At 64.3% G+C, this 21,002-nt stretch carries 19 protein-coding genes; 5 read left to right on the top strand and 14 right to left on the bottom strand.

Translation table 11 applies throughout. From position 1 onward, the window contains the following. Positions 1-30: 30 nt before the first annotated feature. Positions 31-1,821 carry a tetratricopeptide repeat protein gene (locus tag IG169_RS10905; protein ID WP_193176244.1) on the bottom strand — a complete coding sequence of 597 codons (1,791 nt, stop codon included), beginning with the start codon at positions 1,819-1,821 and terminating at the stop codon, positions 31-33. 140 nt (positions 1,822-1,961) lie between these two features. Continuing rightward, complete coding sequence (locus IG169_RS10900) at positions 1,962-2,978, bottom strand: polyprenyl synthetase family protein (RefSeq protein WP_246717317.1); 1,017 nt, start codon at positions 2,976-2,978, stop codon at positions 1,962-1,964. 144 nt (positions 2,979-3,122) lie between these two features. On the opposite strand from IG169_RS10900, the gene IG169_RS10895 reads away from it, so the two are divergent. Both IG169_RS10895 and IG169_RS10890 read left to right on the top strand, forming a co-directional pair. Next, a complete protein-coding gene (locus tag IG169_RS10895; protein WP_193176283.1) occupies positions 3,123-3,344 on the top strand; it encodes a putative signal transducing protein in 222 nt (73 codons plus the stop codon). Between the two features lie 5 nt (positions 3,345-3,349). Then, positions 3,350-4,138, top strand: a complete 789-nt coding sequence (locus tag IG169_RS10890) for a tRNA1(Val) (adenine(37)-N6)-methyltransferase (RefSeq protein WP_193176242.1) — start codon at positions 3,350-3,352, stop codon at positions 4,136-4,138. Positions 4,139-4,147: 9 nt separating this feature from the next. On the opposite strand, the gene IG169_RS10885 is transcribed toward IG169_RS10890, so the two are convergent. The 3 genes from IG169_RS10885 to IG169_RS10875 all read right to left on the bottom strand — a co-directional run bounded on the left by IG169_RS10885 (position 4,148) and on the right by IG169_RS10875 (position 6,494). After that, on the bottom strand, positions 4,148-4,405 hold the full coding sequence (locus IG169_RS10885; protein WP_193176241.1) for a DUF6455 family protein: 258 nt from the start codon (positions 4,403-4,405) through the stop codon (positions 4,148-4,150). Between the two features lie 249 nt (positions 4,406-4,654). After that, positions 4,655-5,590, bottom strand: a complete 936-nt coding sequence (locus IG169_RS10880) for a carbon-nitrogen hydrolase family protein (RefSeq protein WP_193176240.1) — start codon at positions 5,588-5,590, stop codon at positions 4,655-4,657. A gap of 55 nt (positions 5,591-5,645) precedes the next feature. Beyond that, positions 5,646-6,494 carry a class I SAM-dependent methyltransferase gene (locus IG169_RS10875; RefSeq protein ID WP_193176239.1) on the bottom strand — a complete coding sequence of 283 codons (849 nt, stop codon included), beginning with the start codon at positions 6,492-6,494 and terminating at the stop codon, positions 5,646-5,648. Between the two features lie 273 nt (positions 6,495-6,767). Between IG169_RS10875 and IG169_RS10870 the strand changes: the two genes are divergently transcribed. Further along, a complete protein-coding gene (locus IG169_RS10870) occupies positions 6,768-8,348 on the top strand; it encodes a winged helix-turn-helix domain-containing protein (RefSeq protein ID WP_193176238.1) in 1,581 nt (526 codons plus the stop codon). Between the two features lie 70 nt (positions 8,349-8,418). Here IG169_RS10870 and purD read toward each other — a convergent pair whose 3' ends face one another. Continuing rightward, positions 8,419-9,702, bottom strand: coding sequence for a phosphoribosylamine--glycine ligase (gene purD, locus IG169_RS10865; protein ID WP_193176237.1), 1,284 nt, complete (start codon positions 9,700-9,702; stop codon positions 8,419-8,421). A 97-nt stretch (positions 9,703-9,799) separates the two neighbouring features. Between purD and ubiA the strand changes: the two genes are divergently transcribed. Beyond that, positions 9,800-10,768, top strand: a complete 969-nt coding sequence (gene ubiA, locus IG169_RS10860) for a 4-hydroxybenzoate octaprenyltransferase (RefSeq protein WP_193176236.1) — start codon at positions 9,800-9,802, stop codon at positions 10,766-10,768. Positions 10,769-10,777: 9 nt separating this feature from the next. On the opposite strand, the gene IG169_RS10855 is transcribed toward ubiA, so the two are convergent. The 3 genes from IG169_RS10855 to IG169_RS10845 all read right to left on the bottom strand — a co-directional run bounded on the left by IG169_RS10855 (position 10,778) and on the right by IG169_RS10845 (position 13,978). Beyond that, positions 10,778-11,341: a DUF6101 family protein gene (locus IG169_RS10855; RefSeq protein ID WP_193176235.1), complete on the bottom strand. Its 564-nt coding sequence runs from the start codon at positions 11,339-11,341 to the stop codon at positions 10,778-10,780. Between the two features lie 226 nt (positions 11,342-11,567). Next, on the bottom strand, positions 11,568-12,989 hold the full coding sequence (locus IG169_RS10850) for an FAD-binding oxidoreductase (protein WP_193176234.1): 1,422 nt from the start codon (positions 12,987-12,989) through the stop codon (positions 11,568-11,570). After that, entirely contained in the window at positions 12,986-13,978 is a 993-nt protein-coding gene (locus IG169_RS10845; RefSeq protein ID WP_193176233.1) for an L-threonylcarbamoyladenylate synthase, read from the bottom strand. Before IG169_RS10845 ends, IG169_RS10850 begins: the two co-directional genes overlap by 4 nt. A 138-nt stretch (positions 13,979-14,116) precedes the next feature. Between IG169_RS10845 and IG169_RS10840 the strand changes: the two genes are divergently transcribed. Continuing rightward, entirely contained in the window at positions 14,117-14,533 is a 417-nt protein-coding gene (locus IG169_RS10840) for a hypothetical protein (RefSeq protein WP_193176232.1), read from the top strand. Positions 14,534-15,415: 882 nt separating this feature from the next. Here the strand turns inward: IG169_RS10840 and glyS are convergent. The 5 genes from glyS to IG169_RS23860 form a co-directional block, all read right to left on the bottom strand. Then, the gene (glyS, locus tag IG169_RS10835) at positions 15,416-17,725 is read right to left on the bottom strand and encodes a glycine--tRNA ligase subunit beta (protein ID WP_193176231.1); all 2,310 of its coding nucleotides are present in this window, start codon (positions 17,723-17,725) and stop codon (positions 15,416-15,418) included. A 94-nt stretch (positions 17,726-17,819) separates the two neighbouring features. After that, a complete protein-coding gene (locus IG169_RS10830) occupies positions 17,820-19,748 on the bottom strand; it encodes a DUF2207 domain-containing protein (RefSeq protein WP_193176230.1) in 1,929 nt (642 codons plus the stop codon). Between the two features lie 17 nt (positions 19,749-19,765). Then, the gene (locus IG169_RS10825) at positions 19,766-20,335 is read right to left on the bottom strand and encodes a LemA family protein (RefSeq protein ID WP_210325964.1); all 570 of its coding nucleotides are present in this window, start codon (positions 20,333-20,335) and stop codon (positions 19,766-19,768) included. 76 nt (positions 20,336-20,411) lie between these two features. Further along, on the bottom strand, positions 20,412-20,786 hold the full coding sequence (locus IG169_RS10820; RefSeq protein WP_193176229.1) for a VOC family protein: 375 nt from the start codon (positions 20,784-20,786) through the stop codon (positions 20,412-20,414). 36 nt (positions 20,787-20,822) lie between these two features. Next, positions 20,823-21,002, bottom strand: a 180-nt coding sequence (locus IG169_RS23860; RefSeq protein ID WP_210325963.1) for a hypothetical protein, incomplete at its 5' end; no start/stop codon positions are given.

Genomic DNA, 21,002 nt, shown 5'->3' with positions numbered 1-21,002 from the left:
GTCGGATATCAGGAGCGGCTGCGGAAAACGTCAGCCGTCATTGCTGGAATTCGGCGATGCGACGGTCTTGCCGTTCACCGGGTCGTCAACCTGGCTGACGGCCAGTTCCGGTTTGCCGCCCGGCGTGTTGCTGGCGGCGAGTTTCGCCCTGATCCGGTCCGCGTCTTCCGGCTCGATCTCCATGCCGAGCGCTTGCGCCCACTGATAGGTCGCTTCCAGCTTGCGGCCGGCGCGCCAGTAGGCATCTCCGAGGTGATCGTTGATGATTGCGTCGCGCGGGCGAAGGTCGGTCGCCTTCTCCAGTTCGTCGACGGCCTCCTCGAAGCGGCCGAGCCGGTAATAGGCCCAGCCCAGCGAATCCACGATGTATCCGTCACGTGGCCGCATGTCGACCGCCTTGCGGATCATGTCGAGACCCTCCTCGAGATGGGAATTCATGTCGATCCACGAATAGCCGAGATAGTTGAGCACGTCCGGCTGGTTCGGCGACAATTCGAGCGCGTGCTTGAACGACGCTTCCGCCTTGTCCCAGTGCTTGGTGCGCTCATAGGCGATGCCCATGCGGTAATAGAGCGGCCAGAAGGTGGCGTCGTTGGTGTCGATGTTCTTGATCGCGCGTTCGTATAGCGTGGCGGCTTCACCGAATTCCTTCAGGGCGGCGTAGACGCCGCCAAGCGCCAGATAGCCGCGGAACTCGTGCGGGTTCTCGTCAACGGCGGCGATCAGGATTTTCTTCGCCTCGTCGTTCTTGCCCATGTCGGCGAGGTTGAGGCCCTTTTGCAGCCGCGCGATCCGCCCGAACGGAGACTCCAGCGGAACCTCGTCGTAAAAGGCGATGGCGCGCTCGGGAAGGTCGAGCCGTTCGGAAATGCCGCCCAGCTCGAAATAGATCTGCGCATTGTCCGGCTCCAGCACGCGGGCGAGTTCCAGATATAGCGCGGCGAAATTCTCCGCGCCGTTGCGGTTGATCGCCGTGCCGATATCGAACAGCATCTCGCCGGCGCCGCGCGCCGGGTCGGCAATATGCAGCGCCTTGGTCGCGATGTGGTCGCTATCCGCCTGCAGCGCCAGCAGCGCCGGGTTGGCCGGCGCGATGCCGAGGCCGCGCGCGATGACCTCCTGTGCATCGTCGGTCTTGCCTTTGCGGGCGAGGAAGCCGGCATAGGATTCGGCCAGCCGCAGATAGGTCTGCGGCGAGGCGCTGCCGCCGGCGGTATTGTTCATGGCGAATTCGTAACGGTCCGCGGCATCCGCGCTGCGCCCGGCTGCATCGGCGATCATCGCGCTGTGATAGGCCTTGAACAGGCCGAACCAGTCCGGTCCTTCCAGCGAATCGAGCGTGGAAAGCGCACTGTCGGTCTCGCCGGCGCCGAACTTGACCCAGGCACGCATTACGCCCGTCAGCAGTCGCTCGAGATCGCTTTGACGCGACAGGATCAGTGCGCTGTCGGCCTGCAGCCAGGCGCGCTGGCGAATAGCCTCGATCCCGAGCACCAGGCGCGAGACGCGCTCGATATTCGGATCCTTCTTCAGCTTTTCGGCGACCGGCAGCGCCTCGTCGAACTTGCCGTTGGCGACGAGCGCGAGCAGCAGTTCCTGCTGGATCGACGGATTGTCCGGATCGTAGCTCAGCGCTTCGCCGTAATATTCGACCGCCGCGTCAAAATCGTTTTCGGCGCGTGCGGTTTCCGCCGACAGGAACGCGCCGGCCAGTGAATTGGCGGGCGCGAGCGGTTCGGCCGGCGCCAGTTCCGCCATCGCGGGAGTGGCAATCAGCCCGGTGGCAAGGAAAAGGGCAGGGAAGACGTAAGTCCGTTTCATCAGGCTACCAATCTGCGGAATCGAGTTCGAAAGCATGTCTGTGCCGCGCAAGTCACTCGTCGAGCATGGCCTTTTTATGGTTCACGCGCAACGCTCGCCGCTCTGTGGGCTTTTGGCTGCGAAAACGGCAATCACTTTTATCAGTTGACCCGCGAAACGCAGAATTCGACCACGTCGAGCAGCGCGTTCTTTTGCGGCGACGGCTTCAGCGGCGCCAGCGCATCGCGGGCGATTTCGCCGAAATGCCGCGCCCGCTGGATCGTGTCCGGCAGCGCGCTGTATTTCATCATCAGGTCGCGCGCGTTTTCCAGCTCGCTGTTGCCGTTCTCGCCATTCTCGATGCTTTTCTTCCAGAAATCGCGTTCGGCGTCGGTGCCGCGGCGGTAGGAGAGCACGACCGGCAGGGTGATCTTTCCTTCGCGGAAGTCGTCGCCGGTGTTCTTACCGAGATCCTTGGCGTTGCCGCCATAGTCGAGCGCGTCGTCGACGAGCTGGAAGGCAAGGCCGAGATTGAGCCCGTAGGAGCGCAGCGCCGCCCGTTCCGCCCTGGTCGACTTCGCGATGATCGGACCGACCTCGGCGGCCGCGGAAAACAGTGCCGCGGTCTTCGCCTTGATGACGGCGAGATATTCGTCCTCGGTGGTTTCCAGGTTCTTTGCCGCCGCCAGCTGCATCACCTCGCCCTCGGCGATGACCGAGGCCGCCGTTGATAGCACGTCGAGCGCGTCGAGCGACCCGACCTCGACCATCATCTTGAAAGCCTGGCCGAGCAGGTAGTCGCCGACGAGGACGCTGGCCTGGTTGCCCCAGATCATCCGCGCGGTCGGCTTGGAACGGCGCATGTGGCTTTCGTCGACGACGTCGTCATGCAGCAGCGTCGCCGTATGCATGAACTCGACGCTGGTCGCCAGCTTCACATGGCCCTCGCCGTGATAGCCGAACATGTCGGCGGCAGCGAGCGTGATCATCGGGCGCAGCCGCTTGCCGCCGGACGAGATCAGGTGATTGGCCACTTCCGGGATCATCTCGACGTCCGAACCGGCCTTGGAGAGGATCAGTTCGTTGACGCGCTCCATGCCGCCCGCGACGAGCCCGACCAGCTTGTCGATACCGGCGGCATCCTTTTTGTTTTCACCAAGCGCAATGACGACGCCCAAGACCAATACTCCCGATTTTCGGCGCCACATTAAAAACTCGGCGCTTGTGCGGCAAGCGGCGAATTGGCGCAAACCGTCTGCGCATTCGATTTCATGTTGAAGGACGGGCTTGTGGCCTGTCACGCCGCGCCCTATCACTGGCGGATGGAAGAGCTTTTGCGGTCGAACAACCCGGTGACGATCTCGTTTGTGGAATCGCTGATGCGCGAAGCCGGCATCGGCGTGCTCGTCGCCGACCAGAATATGTCGATCCTCGACGGTTCGCTGGGCATCCTGCCGCGCCGCATCCTGGTTGAATCCGACCGCATCGAGCAGGCGCGCCGGATCATGCGTGATGCCGGCCTCGAAAACGAGCTGAAGGACTGAGGGCCATGGCCGCGCGGCTTGTCGGCGACGTCGAGACGACCGTCGACGCGTTCCATCGCGGCGGCTTCCATCTCGTCCAGCCGGCAAAAGGCGCGCATCGTTCCGGCGTCGACGCGACGATAGTCGCCGCCGCGGTGCCGGACGGCTTCGCCGGAATGCTGGCCGATCTCGGCGCCGGGGCGGGGGCGGCCGCCTTTTCCGTCCTCGACCGCTGCCGCGAAGCTCGCGCCGTCCTCTATGAGAAATCGCCGCTGATGGCCGAATGCGCGCGCGCCGGGCTGGCCTTGCCGGAAAACGCCCATCTCGCAGGCCGCGCCGAGGTCGTCGAGGCCGACGTGGGGCTCGATGGCAAGGCGCGAGAGGCGGCCGGTTTCCCGCGCGATGTCTACGACTGGGTGATCGCCAATCCGCCCTTCAACGATCCGAAGGATCGCGCCACGCCGAAGGCCGAGAAGGCAGGCGCGCATGTCATGGACGAGGATATGTTGTCCCGCTGGATCAAGACGGCTTGCGCGATTGCCCGCCCCGGGTCCGGCCTGTCGGTGATCGCGAGGCCGCAATCGATTGTGGAGATTCTGCAGGCGATGAAGGGTCGCTACGGCGCGGTGACGGTCATGCCCGTCCATCCGCGCCCGTCGAAACCGGCGATCCGCATCGTCGTCACCGGCATCAAGGGGTCCCGCAGGCAGATGGAATTCGCCCCGCCCCTCATCCTGCACGACGAGGACGGCGGCACGAAATTCAGCGCACGCGCCAAGGCGATTACCAATGGACGGGAAGCGCTGCGATTGTAGGGCGTCGCTCTACTTGCGATGCAGGGCGAAGAACCGCGCGTTCGGGCAGAAATCCGGCCCGTTCTCGGCGGCCGCGTGCTGGTCCAGCCAGCGCTCGCATTCGTCGCTGTCCTTGCACATCAGGCACGAACGGGCTGCGCGCTCGAAGCGGGCGCCCGCTGCTTCGGTTCCCATGGCCACGGTGTCGACTTCCAGCCGTTCCATCATTGCACCCATCAGATGCGCCTGACGATCCATTCTCTCGGTAATGCGCGTAAAAATCCCCATGATGCGATCCTTTCGAAATTCTCACCCAGCAAGAATCGCACCTGCCGGGATTTGGTCTTTGATTTAGGACAAAGGAAAATGCGGTAGTGCACATCACGCCTGATCGGAATTTCCGTCCGGTTTTCGACTATCCGAAGTCACGGCCCCTCCCGCGCACCGTCATTTCCCGCCAGTCTGTTATCCCTTCGGCAATCACCTTCCCGGCAGTCGATTCTGTGGACGGCTGGCGATAAGTGCGTTTCCTCGTGTTCAATTCGAAAATACGACCGGTGACTGCGGCTCGCGATTGACCGAGAGGGTGAAGATGTCAGGTCGGGCATAGTGGCCGCTCACGTCGAATTTCCGCCGCGAAGCGCGCGCGGCGCCCGGATCAATCTCCGCTATCAGAAGGCCCTTTTCGCGGTTCATCGGGCCAGCGGCGAGGCCGCCGAATGGCTTGTAGACCACTGCGTCTCCCGAATTGATCCATTCGTCCTTGTTGGGGAACAGCTCGTCATGGAATGGGATATCGGTTGGCACGTCGGAGGCTTCAAAAGACGTCGCGCACCCGATGACCCAGCAACCGCCCTCGCGCGCGATATGCTGCATGGTAGCAAGCCAGGTCTCACCGCTGTCCCAGGTCGGCGCCACCAGGATATCGATGCCTTGGGCATAGAGCGCGAAGCGCGCGAGCGGCATGTAGTTTTCCCAGCAGATAAGCGCCCCGATTCGCCCCGCCGCGGTCTCGACCACGTTGAGCCCCGAAGCGTCGCCAAAGCCCCAGACCATTCTTTCCGGGTTGGTCGGCATCAGCTTGCGGTGATTGTTGGCGACGCTTCCATCGGCATCGATGATTGCGCAACTGTTGAACAGCGTGCTGCCGCTCAACCCGCTGTCGAGTTCGTGATAGCCGAACACGAGCACGACACCATGTTCGCGCGCGGCTTCTTGCAGGGGGGCCAGCCCGCCATTGATGCGGTCGATCGCATTGTCCTGAAGGCGGGCATAGAGCTCGTCGGTCTTTCCCATCCCGGCGCCGGGCGCAAGACGCCAGACGAATGTGGGATAACCCGGAAACCAGGCTTCGGGGAAAACAACCAGTCCCGCGCCGTCGCCTGCGGCACGCGCGATCAGGGCGACCGCGCGCTCCATGGTTTTTTCAAGGTCGAGATAGACGGGTGGTTCCTGAACGACACAGACTTTCATGATGGTTTCCCTTTCGTTGAAGGCTGCACCCGCGGGTAGCGGGTGCGAGATGGCTTCATTTCGTGCCGGCGGCGACGACCAGTTCGCAAGGCCCGCGGAACCCGTCCGCGGTTTCAAAGGCACCAAGTGTATCGGCGATTTCGTCCCAGGTCGCTTCACGGGCGTCGGCATCCAGTCCGCTCAGCATCTGGTGAAGCGCGCCGAAGGATTCGCGCTCGAAGCGAACGCAGTCCGCGGCGCTGGGTAAAATGACGGGCGCGTCGATTGTCCGCTCCTCGACATCGCGGAAACCGGCCGCCTTAAGCACGCCCGCCAGTACGCCCGGGCTGCCCAGGCTGAACGGCCCCGGCTGGCCAGGCGCCGGCGGCGGCAGCTTCGCGCGTTCCCGGATGATCGAAACCGGTTTTGAGAAAAAGCCGTTTCTCTCCGGCGTGGAATAGACGATCGTGGCGAAGCGTCCGCCCGGCTTCAGCGCCCGCAGGATGTTTGCCAGCGCCCGCTGCTGGTCGGGAAAATAGATCATCCCGACCCGCGAGATCGCCGCGTCGAAGCTGTCTTCCTCCACAGAGAGCTCTTCACCGTCGGCAACCAACGTGCCGAAATTGTCCAGCCCTTCAATCCGGGCGTTCTCTTCGGCGAAATCGAGGATGTTGGGGGAAATGTCTGTCGCCAGGACGTAGCCGGAGGGCCCGACGCGCCGTGCCGCGACCAGCGACTGCTGCCCTGCGCCCGCGGCGACGTCGAGGACCCGGCTGCCCGGACCGATCGTGGCCATGTCGAGCATCGCCTCGGTTGCCGTGCCCAACCATTCGTCAAGCAGCGTGCCCCAGGCGTTCCAGGCTTCGGCCGCATCCTGCCATTGCTGGCGCGTCGTCGATTTGTAGAGTCGTGCGTCAAATGCCATCTGTCACTCCCCGAGTTTGTAGCGTTTCGTATTCGATGTTCGATCCCGGAGGCGGGATGCCCGCACCTTGGCGGGAATGGCGAACGGCGGTCCCGAAGGTTTCCCGACGGTTTTCCGGTATTTTTGCTATGATGTTAGAAAATAGGGAAAATGGCGCGGTTGCGTGGAGGTCGGCTAGGGCTGGACAACACTGTGGGCAGTCGAGACGAAGATACCGGCATGGCGGATTTCGCAGTCGGCGATTGCGTGGTGCGTCCGGCGACCAACGAGATCGTGCGCGACGGCGAGGCGCTGCACCTCGAACCGAAGTCGATGGAGGTTCTGGCTTATTTGGTCGCTCATGCCGGCGAGGTGGTCAGCCGTGAGGAGTTGCACGGACGGGTTTGGCCCGATGTGTATGTTGGCGACGATTCGCTGACCGGGGCGATCATCAAGATCCGGCGGTCGTTGGCGGACGATGCGCGCAATCCCGGCTATGTCGAGACGATCCCGAAACGTGGCTATCGGCTCATTGCGCCGGTTCGCCAAATCGGCCCGTCTGTCACCGACGAAAGCCGGCCCGCGCCGGCGGGCGTCATGCCACGGAGCTTTCGTCGCGCCGGTTTTGCAAGTCTTGTCGTGTTGGCCTTTGTGATCGCCACCGCTTTCCTGCTTGCCCGAAATCCCTCAAACAACGAAGCGGCCAGGCACGCGCAATCGCAAGACCGGGTCGTGATTGCTGTGGCGCCGTTCGTGAATGTCAGCCGCGATGCGGATTACGACTATCTTGCGCACGGTATTGCGGATTCCATACTGACCGATCTCGCCCGTGCCACTGACCTGGCCGTTCGTCACTATGATCCGGAGCGAACCAGCGGCGCATCGCCGGCTCCCGACTATCTCCTCGAAGGCAGCGTCCTGCGGAGTGGCGACACCATCCGGGTCGATTCGCGCCTGGTCGAAATCGAAAGCGGACGCGTGCTCTATTCGTTGCGCTTCGACCGGCCCTTCAACGATCTGCTGACCATCGAGGACGAGATCCGAGACAATGTTCTGGAAAAACTGAAGCACGGCATCAACGCCGCCGAGCACTCGCGCGAGGCGCGCGGCTATACCGATAACGTTGCAGCCTATGACCTCTTCCTGAGGGCCCAGCGCGCGCTGCTCATAAGAACGCGCCAAACCAATCTCGCCGCGCGCACCCTGTACCGCCATGCGATCGCCGCGGATCCGAATTTTGCCAGGGCTTATGGCGGGCTGGCCCTGACCTATGCCGCGGAATATCGCAATGGCTGGGCCAATGATCCGCAAGGTGCATTGGCGAACGCGCTCAGATTTGCCGGGACCGCGATCGGTATTGCGCCCGACTTGCCTGAACAGCACTGGGTCGTCGGCTACGTCAAGACCCAGCAACGCCAGTATGACGACGCGCGTGCCGCCCTCAAAACAGCGATAAACCTGGATCCCGCATTCGCCGACGCCTACGCGCTGTCGGGCGGTATCGAAACCTATCGCGGTAATCCGGTGGAAACCGTTCCGCTCCTGCGCGAGGCTCTTCGGCTCAATCCGGAGGCCGGCTATCTCTATTTCCTGCTTCTGGCACGGGCGTACTATTTCCTCGGCGATTTCGAGCAGGCCCGGATCAATCTGGACGAAGCGATCTCGCGCAATCCGGAAAATGTCGAAGCGCATCTCTATCTGGCGGCGACATTGCTCAAGCTTGATCAAGCCGATGACGCAGCTTGGGAAACCGAGGAAGTCAACAATATCGAACCCGGGTTCACCCTGGAAAGCTGGAGCGCGAGTTACCCCATGGCCCGCGGACGGCAACTCGACCTTTTGCTAGCCGACCTTCGCAGAGCCGGATTTTCGTGAGATGTCGACACATGAGCCTGGAATACACCCTGCCGGATCGCCGCCGCGCTCTCCACGCTGCGCCGCGCAGCTACCCTTCAGCCATCTCCCGCTCGATCTCCCGCCAGCCGATATCCCTCCGGCAAAATCCTTCCGGCCAGTCGATCATGTCGACGGCCCGATAGGCGGTCTTGAGTGCGTCGGTGACGGTCTTGCCCGTTGCGGTGACGTTGAGCACGCGGCCGCCATTGGCGACGAGGTCGCCGCCGTTGATCGCCGTTCCGGCATGGTAGATTGTCACGCCCTCGGGCAGATCGATGGCCTTGGGGAGCCTGATCACCGAGCCCTTCTGTGCCGAGGCCGGGTAGCCCGGCGCGCACAGCACCACGGTCGCCGCCGCTTGCGTGCGCCAGCGCGCGCTCATCGACGACAGCATGCCGTCGGCCGCCGCCTTCATCAGCAGCAGCAAATCGTCCTTCAGCCGCGGCATGATCACCTGGCATTCCGGATCGCCGAAGCGGACATTGTATTCGATTAGCTTCGGCCCGTCGGCGGTCAGCATCAGCCCGGCATAGAGTACGCCGGTGAACGGCATGCCCTGGTCGGCCATGCCTTGCATCGTCGGTTCGATGATGCTCTCCATCGTCTCGGCGATCAGCGCGTCCGTCATGATCGAGGCCGGTGAATAGGCGCCCATGCCGCCGGTGTTCGGTCCGCTGTCGCCTTCGCCGACGCGCTTGTGGTCCTGCGCCGTCGTCAGCGGCAGGGCGGTTGTCCCGTCGCAGAGGCAGAAGAACGAGGCTTCCTCGCCTTCGAGGAACTCCTCGACCACGACTTCCGCGCCGGCCTCGCCGAAGGCGCCCTCGAAACAGTCGTCGATGGCGGCAAACGCCTCCTCCAGCGTCATCGCCACCGTGACGCCCTTGCCGGCGGCAAGCCCGTCCGCCTTGATGACGATCGGCGCGCCCTGGCTGCGGATATAGGCCTTCGCCTTCGGCGCGTTGTTGAATTTCCCGTAACCCGCGGTCGGTATGTCCATGCGGTCGCACAGCGCCTTGGTGAAGCCCTTCGAGCCTTCCAGTTGCGCCGCCTTTGCGCTCGGCCCGAAGACGGGAATGCCGGCGTCGGTCAGCGAATCCGCCAGCCCGTCGACCAGCGGCGCTTCCGGCCCGACAACGACGAGATCGACGCCGTTGACGCGGCAGAAATCGATCACCGCCTTGTGGTCGGCGACGTCGATCGTGACGCATTGCGCGACCTCGGCGATCCCGGGATTGCCGGGCGCGCAGAAGAGCGTCTTGAGCACTGGGGAATCGGCGAGCTTGACCGCCAGCGCGTGTTCGCGTCCGCCCGATCCGATCAGCAATAGATTCATTGTCGCGCTCCGAAAGATTGTGCGGCTGCGGTACGAACTCGGCCGCCGGGGGTCAAGCCCTTGACCTTTTGCCGCGTCCTTGTCACCAGTTTCCGCCATGTCCAACGATATCCAGTCACGCGACAGCCAGGGCCGCGTCGCCGACGCACCCTCCGGCCATTGGGTCTACCGCGCCCTGCCGCCCCGGCAATGGCCCTATGCGCAGTTGGCGCGCTGGGACCGCCCGATCGGATGGCAATTGCTGATGTGGCCGTGCTGGTGGTCGGCGGCGCTGGCCGGTCTTGCCGGGGCGCATGACCCACTCGTTGTTTTCGCACCGTTTCCGAACCCGTGGCATCTGGTCCTGTTCCTGATCGGCGCCATGGCGATGCGCGGCGCCGGTTGTACCTATAACGACCTCGTCGACCAGGACATCGACGACCAGGTCGCGCGCACCCGTTCGCGGCCGCTGCCGTCGGGCCAGGTGACGCGCGGACAGGCGAAGTTGTTTCTCGCCCTCCAGGCGCTGGTCGGCTTCCTCGTGCTGATCCAGTTCAACCTGTTTGCCGTCGGTCTGGGCATCGCGTCGCTCGCTGTCGTCGCGGTCTATCCCTTCATGAAGCGGATCACCGACTGGCCGCAACTGACTCTCGGTCTTGCCTTTTCCTGGGGTGCATGGATGGGCTGGGCGGCGGTCTATGGCGAGGTCAGCCTCGCGCCGGCGCTGCTCTATGCCGGCTCGATCCTGTGGACGATCGGATATGACACGATCTACGCCCATCAGGACAAGGAGGACGACGCGCTGGTCGGCGTACGCTCCACCGCGCGCCTGTTCGGCGAGCGCACCAAACCGTGGCTCTCCGGGCTCTATTCGGTTTGTCTTTTGCTGTTTGTCGCCGCCTTCGCGGTTGCCGGCGTGCCGCCTCTCGCCTATGCCGGACTGGCCGCGGCCGCCGCGCACATGGCGTGGCAGATCCGCATCCTCGACATCGACGATGCGGACCAGTGCCTGAAGCTGTTCAAGGCGAATACGGTGGTCGGTTGGCTCATCTTCGCCGGCCTTCTGGCGGGCGGATTGGTCGCCTGATCCGGCCCGTCAGTCTCTTGCGATGATCTCGACGCCGTCGAGCACCATGCGGCAGCCCAGCGTCCCCATGCGCCGGCGCGCCAGGAAGCGCGGACGCCGTTCGGCGAACATCGCGTGGTGGCGGCGCGGATGGCTCTTGTCCTTGATGACGTTGCGCGCGCTCTCATCGAGCGTGCGGGTCACCCCGTCCTCGTCGACGATCAGCATCGGCAGGCCGAGAAGGTCCGACCATTTCTGCCAGTCGCTGGCGATGCCTTCGAGATCGTGGCCGACGAACAGCGGAACGGAGAGTTCCGGGTCGTGATGCATCAGCTCGAGCGTGACCAGTACGCTGTCCGGCCCGGTATAGAGCGCCCGCGCGGCGACGCCGTCGAACACGTTGACCGGCAGCGCGATGTTGAGCGGCAGGCCGGAAACTTCCAGATGCCGCTTCAGGACGCATCCGTTCTGGTCGACGGTGATCTGCACGTCGCCCGCTTCGTTGCGGGTCGCGTAGATCAGTTTTTGCGGAAGCCGTGTCGGATCGAGCCGGAATTCATGCCCTGCCCAAACTGGTTGTGCACCAGATGCCATGTTTGACGCCTCGTCTGTTCATCCCTGAGAGCCGGGCGTTATCGCCTCTATGCCTCTCGTCCCTGTATGCCGGCTGTTTGTGTGTTTTGGTGCCGGCATGGATGTCACCATAGACGGTGTGCACTGACTTCGGCCTAAGAAACAGCGTTAAAAAAGGCTGATCTTTTCGATGGTTAGCAAATTGCAATCAAGCAATTTCAAATGCGTTTCAAAGTCCCGATACGGGTCAGCGAAGCCGCAGAACCTTTCCCGGATTCATGATTCCGGCGGGATCGAAGGCGTGCTTGACGCGATGCATGAGATCGAGCGCGACGGGCGATTTCACCTCCGCCAGCTCGTCGCGTTTCATCTGTCCGATGCCGTGTTCGGCCGAGATCGAGCCGCCATGACTACGCACGATCGCGTGCACCGCCGGTGTAATCACCTCGGTCAGCGCGAGGAAGACTTTCTTGTCCGCTCCGACGGGCTGGGAGATGTTGTAATGGATATTGCCGTCGCCGAGATGGCCGAAGGCGCAGATGCGCGAGCCGGGCTCTATCGCCAGAACGGCCCGGTCGGCCTCGGCGAGGAAGGCCGGCACCGCGTCGACGGGAACCGAGATGTCGTGCTTGAGCGAGCCGCCCTCCGGGATCTGACTTTCCGACATGCCTTCGCGCAGCCGCCAGAAATCGGCGCGCTGCTGAAAGCTTTCCGCCAGCGCCGCGTCGAGAACGAGCCCGTGCTCCAGCCCGTGCGCGAGTACGGCCTCCAGCGTCGCGCGGGCGTCCTCGTCGGATCGGCCCGACGATATTTCCATCAGCACGTACCAGGGATGATGATGCGCCAGCGGGTCGCGCACGCCGGGCACGTGGCGGGTCGTGAACTCGATGCCGATGCGCGCCATCAGTTCGAACGCCGTCAGCCCGTTGCCGGCGGCGGACCGCGCTTGCGAGAACAGCGCCAGCGCTTCTGCGGGCGAGGGCAGGGCGACGAAGGCGGTGGCCCGTCCCGCCGGTTTCGGCAACAGTTTCAGCACCGCTGCCGTGATGACGCCGAGCGTGCCTTCCGCGCCGATGAACAGGTTGCGCAGATTGTAGCCGGTATTGTCCTTCTTCAGCTTGTTGAGATCGTCGAGCACTTCGCCCGTCGGCAGCACGACCTCCAGCCCGAGGCAGAGATCGCGCGCGACGCCATGGGCGAGCGCGCCGGTGCCGCCGGCATTGGTCGAAAGATTGCCGCCGATCTGGCAGGAGCCTTGCGAACCGAGCGACAGCGGGAACAGCCGGTCATGCGTGTCGGCGGCTTCCTGCACCGCCTGCAGCACGACGCCGGCTTCCGCCGTGATCGTGTTGCCGTGCGGATCGATTTCGCGGATGCGGTTCAGCCGCGACGTCGACAGAATGAACTCTCTTCCGCTCATGTCCGGGATCTGCCCGCCGACGAGCCCGGTATTGCCGCCTTGCGGCACGATCGGTGTCTTCGTTTCGCTGGCGAGTTTCAGGATCGCCGCGACCTCCGCCGTCGATCCCGGCTTCAGTACCGCGGCGGTCCGTCCGGTCCAGCGTCCGCGCCACTCCTTTAGATAGGGCGCTGTGTCGATTTCCCCGGTGACGACATTCGCCTCGCCGACAATCGACGAGAATTGCGCGAGAAGATCGGCCTTCTTCATTCTTGCCCCCGTGGTGCCGCCGCGCGGCGCAGCCGGTCGTTGATCGCCTCGCCGAGCCCGTGCTCCGGGATCGGCTCGACGGCGATGCAGGCCGCGCCCGATGCGTCGAGCCGGCCCATGTAATCGAACAGGTTGGCCGCCGCCTCGACGAGGTCGCCCGTCGCGGAAAGCACGAGCACGGCCCTGGCTTTCTCCGCGCCCGCGATGCGCTGCGGCCCGAAGCCGAGCAGCGCCTCGCCCGGTTCGATATCTTTCGCGTTCAGCCGCATGCGCGCGTTCGGCGCGTAATGCGAGGCGAGCATGCCGGGCGCCTGGATCGCGGAACCGGCCTGCGCGCGCTGCAGCGTCTTTCCCGCGACGGCCTCGATGTCCTCGGCGGCGACGCCGCCCGGCCGCAGCAGATGAATAACGCCGTCCTCGACTTTCACGATGGTCGATTCCACGCCGACCGTGGTCGGTCCGCCGTCGATCACCAGCGAAATCGCATCGCCGAGGCTGTCGGCGACAGCCTGCGCTGTCGTCGGGCTGATCCTGCCGGACCGGTTGGCGCTCGGCGCGGCGAGCGGCCGGCCGATGGCGGCGATCAGCTCCGCGCCGAAGCCCTGCGGCGCGCGCACCGCGACGGTGTCGAGCCCCGCCGTCACCAGCGGATGGATGGCGTGGCCTTCGCGAAGCGGCAGCACCAGCGTCAGCGCCCCCGGCCAGAAATGCTCGGCCAGCTTGCGCGACAGCGGGTCGAACCGCGCGAAGCGCTCCGCCATGTCGATGCCGGTAACGTGACAGATCAACGGATTGAAGGAAGGGCGTTGTTTCGACTCGAAAATCCGCGCGACCGCCTCGCCATTGGTGGCGTCGGCGGCAAGCCCGTAGACCGTCTCGGTCGGGATCGCGACCGCTTCGCCGGCGAGTAGCGCCGAACGCGCGGCCGCAAGCGCGTCCGGCCCGGCGGGCAGGATCCGGCATTTTCGTGCGGGTGAGACGGCTTCCATGCCGTGACTGCTACACGGGGAAAAACGCCCGCGCAACGGCCTCGCAAAACCGGTAAAATTTGAACGAAATCCAGAACGTGGCTTCAAGACGCTTTTGCTAGTGTCTGCTTCGGGTGATGAAGATACGGGGAATGACCCATGAACAAATTCGCAAAAACAACGCTGGCCGCGCTTGCCTTTGGCATCCTTGGCGCCGCGCCGGCTGCTGCCGACTACTCGATTGTCACGGACAGGGCGTTTCCGTCGGTCGTCTATATCGAATACGATCCGTCGACCCTGCCGCAGGTCTACACCGCGCCGGGTGGCGCTGGCGCCGGCCTCGGGGTCATCCGCGGCGGCCAGGCCGACGGCGTGTCCGGCGCTCCCGCCACGCAGACCTCCGGCCAGACCAGCAGCACCGGCAACAAGCAGCAGGCCGCGCCGATGTCGCTCGACGAGCGCGCCCAGAAAAAGGTCGAGGATCTGATGAATTCCGGCCCGGGCAAGATCGAGAACATGATCATCGACCGCCAGATCGAGGACCAGGTCCTCAAGGACGTGGACATCAACGGCTAACAGCCGCCTTTCGCAGACCATCGAAACGCCCGCGCCAGCCGCGGGCGTTTTTGTTTGTCCCGCCCTTATGCTCATCGCCTCCGGTTTTTCGCTGGCGGGCCGCTGTGGGCGCACAACAGCGTTGCCACGCCCCGTTTCCGGTCTGGCTTTGTCAAGGAACAGGAAGACGGGCGGTCGCAGGATCGCTCTGTCTTATTTTGTAGTTGCGGTCCTTCGACCGCCCGCCGGCGTTCTTGCGGCTTCAGGCTTGTCGGCGTCCCCCCGCCCGGGGTTCGTTCATTCCCCGCCGTCTTCGGCTCCGTTGGCACGGACCGAAGAGAGGACGGTTGCGCGGTTCAACCGCACGCCGCCAATCATCATGCCGCCTCAACGTGGGGGTTCACCACCCAGGTGAGTCACCTGACCCGACCACCCGCCCTTCGCTTTCGCTCCGGGCGTTCGTCGTTCCAATCGACACATCGGTGTCGATCGGTCGACCTGCGGTCGAGCACTCCTCACCCCGCTGAGCACCGTCCCTCTCCCAGGCTGTCGGTTCTAGACCCGGCTTCCGATGAGAGGGCAGAGTCAGGATAGGGGAGACCTGGGGTGGGTGGATAAACCGGAGGTCGGGATTTTCACTGGAGCCAGCGAGAGATGCGGCTTTTCAAAGGGTTGTTTGGTTGTCGCTTCGCGACGACCCCCACCCTTTATCCCTCCCGGCAAGGGGAAGGGAAGACGTCAGCATCGCGCTTCCACCTTCACCATCGAAGAAAGCACAGGCGTTATGCCGGTGCCCTCCCTCCCCCTTGTGGGGAGGGATGAAGGGTGGGGGTACGCGATGTTTCCATCTGCGCAGTCGCTTTTACGGTTCGACCGGCCCTTCGCTGTCGCTTCGGGTGTTCGTCACCCCGCGATCTTCGAGAAATCCGCCAGCTTGCGTGTGGTGGCGCGCAGCGACGACAGCAGGCGGAGGCGGTTGGTCCGCACCGCCGCGTCGTCGGCATTGACCATCACGCCGTCGAAGAACGCGTCGACCGCCGGCCGCAATTCGGCCAATGCCGCAAACGCCGCCTGGTATTCTTCCTTCGCGATATGCGCGTCGACATGGCCGGTGACCGCTTCGAGCACATTGGCGAGTTCGCGTTCGGCGAGGTCCGACATCAGCGAACGGTCCGGCGCGCCGTCAAAGGCGCCTTCGCCGTCTTTCTTCTCTTCCGCCGCGAGAATGTTGAGCGCGCGTTTCGTGCCGGCAAACAGGTTCGCGCCGGCATCCGTGTCGAGCATCGCGCCAAGCGCCTCGACGCGCTGGACCACGACCAGCAGGTCGTCGTCGTCGGGCGCCAGAACGGCATCGATCAGATCGTGCCGCGCGCCGGAATCGCGCAGATAGACCTTGAGACGGTCGTGGAAGAAGGAGAGGAGGTCGTTTGCAATCGCCCAACCCATCTCTCCTCCAGTTTGTACCAAGGCTTCTGTGGCGCTTTCCCCGAGCAAGCGCTCCAAGACCTCGCGGGTGTCATCGGGGGGTATAAGGTTTTTCGAAGCGAGGAGACGTGTTGCTTCAACTAGCGGAGTTGCACCCTCGACCTGAAAATGGGCAAATAGCGAAGCCGCCGACAAGGCTGTCGACCATCTTATCTTTAGCCTGATCCCATTCTCCAGCAAAATCCGGATCACGCCCAGCGCCGCGCGCCGCAGCGCGTAGGGGTCCTTCGAGCCGGTCGGCTTCTCCTCGATCGCCCAGAAACCGGTCAGCGTGTCGAGCTTGTCGGCCAGCGCGACGGCGATCGCCACCGGGTCGCTCGGCACGGCGTCGGTCGGGCCGAGCGGCTTGTAGTGGTCCTCGATCGCCTTGGCGACGGCGACGTCCTCGCCCTGCAGTTCCGCATAGATGCGGCCCATCGCGCCCTGTACCTCGGGGAACTCGCCGACCACCTCGGTCGTCAGGTCCGCCTTGGCGAGCATGGCTGCGCGTTTCGCGTCATGCGCTTCCGCGCCGACCTTGGGCGCCAGTTCCTCGGCCAACCTGGCGATCCGCGCGACGCGCTCGCCCTGCGTACCGAGCTTGGCGTGGAAGGTGACGCCGAGCCGGTCGAGCTTGGCCATGCGCTGGTCGAGCGGCTTTGTCAGGTCGAGGCCGAATTTTTCGGCGGATGCCTTCAGGTCGTCGAGGTCGGGCAGGTCGGCCTGGTCGGTCTTCCAGAAATGCAGCGCGTCGGACAGCCGCGCGCGCACCACCTTGCCGTTGCCGTGTACGATTTCCTTGCCGCCGTCGCTGGCGGCGATGTTGGCGATCAGGATGAAGCGGTTGGTCAGCTGGTGAGTGTTCGGGTCGCGGGTAACGAAGCATTTCTGGTTGGTCTTGATCGTCAGGCGGACGACCTCGTCCGGGATTTCCAGATAGGCCTCCTCGAATTCGCCCATCAGCACGACCGGCCATTCGACGAGGCCCGAGACCTCTTCCAGAAGCCCTTCGTCCTCGACCAGTTCGATCCCGTGCGCGAAGGCGAGGTTGCGCGCGTCATGGGCGATGATGTCCTTGCGGCGTTCCGCGTCGAGCACGACGAAGGCCTTTTCCAGCTTCGCGGCATAATCCTCGAAACGGCGCACCGTGATCGGCTCCGGCGCATGGAAGCGGTGGCCGCGCGTGACGTTGCCGGCCGTGATCCCGTCGACCTCGAAGCCGATCACCGTCGGCTCCTCGGTCTCCGGGCCGAAGGTGCACAAGATGGATTGCAGAGGGCGCACCCAGCGCAGCGAGCCGGGCTCTCTGGACGCCTTGCCCCAGCGCATCGATTTCGGCCACGGGAAGGAGCGGATGATGCCGGGCAGGGCGTCGGCGATGATCTCTTCGGCCGCGCGGCCTTCGCGCTTGATGACGGCGACGTAGAAATCGCCCTTCTTCGGATCGCTGCGCACCTCCGCCTCGTCGACGGAGGCAAGCCCGGTGCCGCGCAGGAAGCCTTGAACCGCCTTTTCCGGCGCGTCGGTGCGCGGGCCCTTGCGTTCTTCCGACGTGTCGGCCGAGCGCGCGGTCACGCCGCGCACATCCAGCGTCAGCCGGCGCGGCGTCCAGTATTCGCGCGCGCCCTCATAGGTCAGCCCGTTGTCGACCAGCGCGTCCGTGACGGCCTTTTTCAGGTCGCCGGCCGCCTTGCGCTGCATGCGGGCGGGGATTTCTTCGCAAAAGAGTTCGAGCAACAGGTCTGGCATGGATGGGTCCGGTGGGGTGCGGAGGGAATGTTTGTGTCGCGGGGCGAATAGCAAGCCCGCGCGGCGATGTCACGCGATCAGGTGGGAAAGCGGCCTACCAGCCGCCGCCGCCACCGCCGCCACCGCCACCGCCGGACGAGCCGCCGCCGGAAAAGCCGGACGAGGAGGATTTCGGCGTCGGCAGCGAGGCGGTGAAGCTGTTCGCCATGGAACCCGCGAGATTGCCCATCGTGTCGCCGATGCGGCCGGTGTCGAACGACGAGCCGCCGCGGTACCAGCCGGGGCCGTGATAGGCGGTCGCCGCCGCGACGCCCGCCGCCACTGCCGTAGCGAGCCAGGCCTGGAACGATTTCGACCAGGGTTTCTCGACGCCGAGCGCCACCGCATAGGGCAACAGCGTCTCGTAGTGCTGCGGCGACATCTCCGGCGCGCCGGCCATGTTCATGCGGTCTTCCTCGGCGACGGTGAGGTAGCGCTTCAGCCCCTCGATCTCGTCGGTGCGCTTGCGTCCCAAGGGCGTCGGCGCGCCCATCAGGAAGAACGAGAGCACGTTGATCATCGCGATCGCCGCCAGCGCGCCGATGACCAGCGGCTGGTCGAGGAGGTCGAAGACGTTGGATGCGGTCAAAAGGCCGGAATTCAGGAGGAACACGGCTCCACCCAGCAGGAACACCGCAAGCTGTATCTTGCCCGCCATGCTGCGCGCCGCGCTCCGCGCGATGACGACCAGGAAGGCGGTCACGAAGACACCGAGAAAGCCGGTCATGACGACGATGCCGATGGTGTTGTCGCTGAGACGGCCGAAAGCCAGGGTGGCGACGATCGTCGCGACCGACAGAAGGACGCCGAGCACGACCCAGCCGACATTGTGCTTGTAGAACGACGCGCCGTGCTCGCGCGTCATGGCGGACCGGAATTTCGTCGCCAGCGACTGCACCTTGGTGCCGTTCGCCTTTGAGACCGTCAGGCTGCCGCCGTAGCCGTCCAGTTTCGCCAGAAGCGCTGCCTCGCCGACGGGGAATTTCACCCCGGCCGTGGATTTGCTGGTGCGTTCGAGCGTGATCGTGTCGCCGATATCGTCCAGCACGAGATAGCCCTTGACGGCGAGGTTGATGGCGGCGGCCGAGATCGCGGGAAAACCGCCCTTCGTCAGCCCCCTGTTCCAGATGTAATGGGTCAGCGCCGGCGATATGCCCTCGGGCAGATCCCAGCGCGGCACGACGATACCGCCGGCCGGATCGCGCCCGACCCTGAGCCAGGCCCAAAGATAATAGAGTGCGACGAGGATCAGCCCGCCGACCGAGATTACCGTGGCGATATTGTCGCGCAGATACCAGGCGAGACGCTGGCTGTCGTCGGGCGCGGCGATGATACCCTTGGCGAAGGCGACGACGACCGTCAGGCCCTCGCGCGGCCTGAGCGCCCGCGTTGTCTCGAAGGTGACGACTTTGCCGCCATCGGACAGCACCGCCTCGGCATTCTGCGCCGTCGAGCCGTAGGCGCCGGTATAGGCGGCGGTCTTTTGCGCCGCCGCGCCGTCGGGCAGATGGATGACGGCAACGGCCTTGCGGATCGGAAACGCCCATTCCGTCCCCGTGGCGTTCCAGTAGACCTCGTCGTGGTCGTCGAAGAAGCGGATCTGCCGGTCGGTGCGGTAGGTCAGTTCGTAGGTATAGACGCCGGGCTGCAGGAAGACGTCCTCCTTGCCGAGATAGACCCGCACGAAGCGCCCGCCTTCAACGACGCGGCTGGTCTCGGGTTGGCCGTCGCGCCTGGCCGAAATCAGGTCGAAGCCATTGCGGCCGATATGGCCGTCGGCGTCCTCGAAGGTGACCGGAAAGTCCCGGTAGATGCCGCGCCTGATATTTTGGGCTTCCGCGTTGACGCGGATCGTCTCTGTGACCACGAAGTCGCCGTTCTGCTGCACTGCGACATCGCTCCTGAACAGCAGGATTTCCTCGGCCGCCAGCGAAACCGTGGCCGAGGCGAGCAGGATCAGGAGCGCGAGGACGCTTCGAAACATCGGGATGCCCCTGGCGGTCAGGTGAATTTCACGTCGGGCAACTCGCGGTCGGCGGCGTTTTCCAGTTCGAAATAGTCGGCCTTGGTGAAATTGAACGTATTGGCGATCAGGTTGGAGGGGAAGCTCTCCACCTTGACGTTCAGTTCGCGCGCCGACCCGTTGTAATAGCGCCGCGCCATCTGGATTTCCGCTTCCAGCTTGTCGAGCGATTGCTGGAGGTCGCGGAAATTCTCGTTGGCTTTCAGGTCCGGATAGGCCTCGGCGACGGCGAACAACCGTCCAAGCGCCTGGCTCAGCATGCCCTCGGCGGCAGCGCGCCCGGCGATGTCTCCGGCCGGCACGCTCTGGGCGCGGGTGCGCATTTCCGTAACCTTTTCAAGCGTCTCGGATTCGTGCTTGGCATAGCCCTTCACCGTTTCGACGAGGTTCGGGATCAGGTCGGCGCGCCGCTTTAATTGCACGTCGATGCCGCTCCACGCCTCCTGAACCATCTGGCGCACGCGCACCAAGGCGTTGTAAGTGACCATGGCGTAGCCCGCTACGGCGACGACGATGACGAGTAGGAGTAGGATCAGGCTGCTGCTCATGCGGGCTCTCCGGATTCGCTTTGCGCGGAGGTTAGCCCAACTCTGCAACCGTTTGAAGCGGTCCGGCGGAACGCGGTCAAACGGGCGTGATCCAGCCGGAGACGGAGCCCGAGGCCGACTGCACGACGGCGACGCGGCCAATCCCCGGAATATCCATCGCCTCGCGCATGACCGTGCCGCCGGCGGCCTTCGCCTTCTCTATGCGGGCGTCGACATCGTCGACCGCGAAATAGGTAAACCAGTGTTCGGGGACCATCGCATAGGCCGGGTCGGTCAGCGTGAAGATGCCGCCGACCGTCTCGCCGTCCGACATGCAGATGTAATAGGGAACGTCGCCGGCCATCGGCATGGAATCGAATGTCCAGCCGAGCGACTGGCCGTAGAACGCCATCGCCTTGTCGGCGTCATGGGTGTTGAGTTCGGTCCAGTGGATCATGCCATGCAGTGTCATTGCTTCCTCCGGCGCCCGTGTTGTTTCTCCGATGCATTAAACCCCATCAATATGTAAGTTCCAAAACATAGAGCCTTTCAGGGACAGATAGAAACATTCTGTTTCTCGTCCGGTGCGGCGATCCGCGCGAAGGCGCGCGCGGCGCGTAGCGGGGCTACGGGCAAGCGCGCCGATAAAGCGGGCGCTCGCCGGACGGAAACCCGAAGGGCCGGGCAG

The organism is Oricola nitratireducens (assembly GCF_014904745.1).
GTDB lineage: Bacteria > Pseudomonadota > Alphaproteobacteria > Rhizobiales > Rhizobiaceae > Oricola > Oricola nitratireducens.
Note: the sequence above shows the minus strand (reverse complement) of the source record. Positions and strands in the feature narration are given on the sequence as shown.

Excerpts from the sequence above, each read along its gene's own strand:
- IG169_RS10905 (WP_193176244.1), bottom strand. The coding sequence starts at position 1,821 with ATGAAACGGACTTACGTCTTCCCTGCCCTTTTCCTTGCCACCGGGCTG.
- IG169_RS10895 (WP_193176283.1), top strand. The coding sequence starts at position 3,123 with ATGGAAGAGCTTTTGCGGTCGAACAACCCGGTGACGATCTCGTTTGTG.
- IG169_RS10890 (WP_193176242.1), top strand. The coding sequence starts at position 3,350 with ATGGCCGCGCGGCTTGTCGGCGACGTCGAGACGACCGTCGACGCGTTC.
- IG169_RS10885 (WP_193176241.1), bottom strand. The coding sequence starts at position 4,405 with ATGGGGATTTTTACGCGCATTACCGAGAGAATGGATCGTCAGGCGCAT.
- IG169_RS10880 (WP_193176240.1), bottom strand. The coding sequence starts at position 5,590 with ATGAAAGTCTGTGTCGTTCAGGAACCACCCGTCTATCTCGACCTTGAA.
- IG169_RS10875 (WP_193176239.1), bottom strand. The coding sequence starts at position 6,494 with ATGGCATTTGACGCACGACTCTACAAATCGACGACGCGCCAGCAATGG.
- purD (WP_193176237.1), bottom strand. The coding sequence starts at position 9,702 with ATGAATCTATTGCTGATCGGATCGGGCGGACGCGAACACGCGCTGGCG.
- ubiA (WP_193176236.1), top strand. The coding sequence starts at position 9,800 with ATGTCCAACGATATCCAGTCACGCGACAGCCAGGGCCGCGTCGCCGAC.
- IG169_RS10855 (WP_193176235.1), bottom strand. The coding sequence starts at position 11,341 with ATGGCATCTGGTGCACAACCAGTTTGGGCAGGGCATGAATTCCGGCTC.
- IG169_RS10850 (WP_193176234.1), bottom strand. The coding sequence starts at position 12,989 with ATGAAGAAGGCCGATCTTCTCGCGCAATTCTCGTCGATTGTCGGCGAG.
- IG169_RS10845 (WP_193176233.1), bottom strand. The coding sequence starts at position 13,978 with ATGGAAGCCGTCTCACCCGCACGAAAATGCCGGATCCTGCCCGCCGGG.
- IG169_RS10840 (WP_193176232.1), top strand. The coding sequence starts at position 14,117 with ATGAACAAATTCGCAAAAACAACGCTGGCCGCGCTTGCCTTTGGCATC.
- glyS (WP_193176231.1), bottom strand. The coding sequence starts at position 17,725 with ATGCCAGACCTGTTGCTCGAACTCTTTTGCGAAGAAATCCCCGCCCGC.
- IG169_RS10830 (WP_193176230.1), bottom strand. The coding sequence starts at position 19,748 with ATGTTTCGAAGCGTCCTCGCGCTCCTGATCCTGCTCGCCTCGGCCACG.
- IG169_RS10825 (WP_210325964.1), bottom strand. The coding sequence starts at position 20,335 with ATGAGCAGCAGCCTGATCCTACTCCTACTCGTCATCGTCGTCGCCGTA.
- IG169_RS10820 (WP_193176229.1), bottom strand. The coding sequence starts at position 20,786 with ATGACACTGCATGGCATGATCCACTGGACCGAACTCAACACCCATGAC.